General features: G+C 52.3%; 1 protein-coding gene. It reads right to left on the reverse strand.

Annotated features, from left to right (window positions below):
* Positions 1 to 740 (reverse strand): hypothetical protein (locus tag AC1RPR_RS07890; protein WP_481763415.1); only part of this gene is annotated, 740 nt, incomplete at its 3' end.
* Between the last annotated feature and the right edge of the window lie 63 nt (positions 741 to 803).

The raw sequence follows: 803 nt of genomic DNA on the forward strand, positions 1-803 counted from the left end.
GTTTTCCCTGTGTCGAAATCGTAGTGGACAGATGCAATACAGAACGAGTTGTTCGAGGACCCGGCGTCGATCGCGATTATGCTTGGCCACTTGAAACGACGCACGGTTTCGATACGACCGTAGACTTCACCCGGCTTATCGAACTGGTAGATGAAGTTGTGCGCATTTGGCCCGTTGACGAATGTACCCTGTGCAATAGTATCGGGATGGATAAATCGCGAGTGAACAGCAGGAGGATTCGCGCCCCAGTCACGTGCTGCCTTTTCTGGGTTAGCGGCGTACGCTGTAGCAATGATCTGAGACTGCCGCGTGTAAAACGGGTTCATCTCCCACGTTGCTAGGTTGACGCCAAGCATCGTTTTCTCACCGTCCGGGGTCCGCGATTCCCGCAGCAGCCGCATCATCTTGTCGCGCTGCGAGTACGGCGACGACACGTTGAACAGAAGTGGGGGCGGTGCGCTATGGATACCTTCCTTCAGTAGATTTTCGTAAGCTACCGAAACCGTACCCAGACTGTTGTACAGCGACTTGTGTGCCTCGTCAGAGTTTGCGCGTTCACTTGTTTCGTCTTCCTCACTATCACCAGTGGGTAGCGGAAAGAGACCAAGTTCGTCGAGTGCTGCCAGAATTCGCGTGTCGCCACGAAGTGTGCTCGATTTTGGACCAGAAGGATAGAATCGAATGTTCTTATACCCGAGCGTGAAGTACAGCGAACTCAGTTTGTAAAGTTCGGTCCCCATAGCATCGCCGTGGTGTTTCAGAATTTCGAACAGACCTTTCCACCAATCAGATTCCTCAATAAT

Source organism: Dellaglioa sp. CoH-57-MRSF-22, assembly GCF_056781895.1.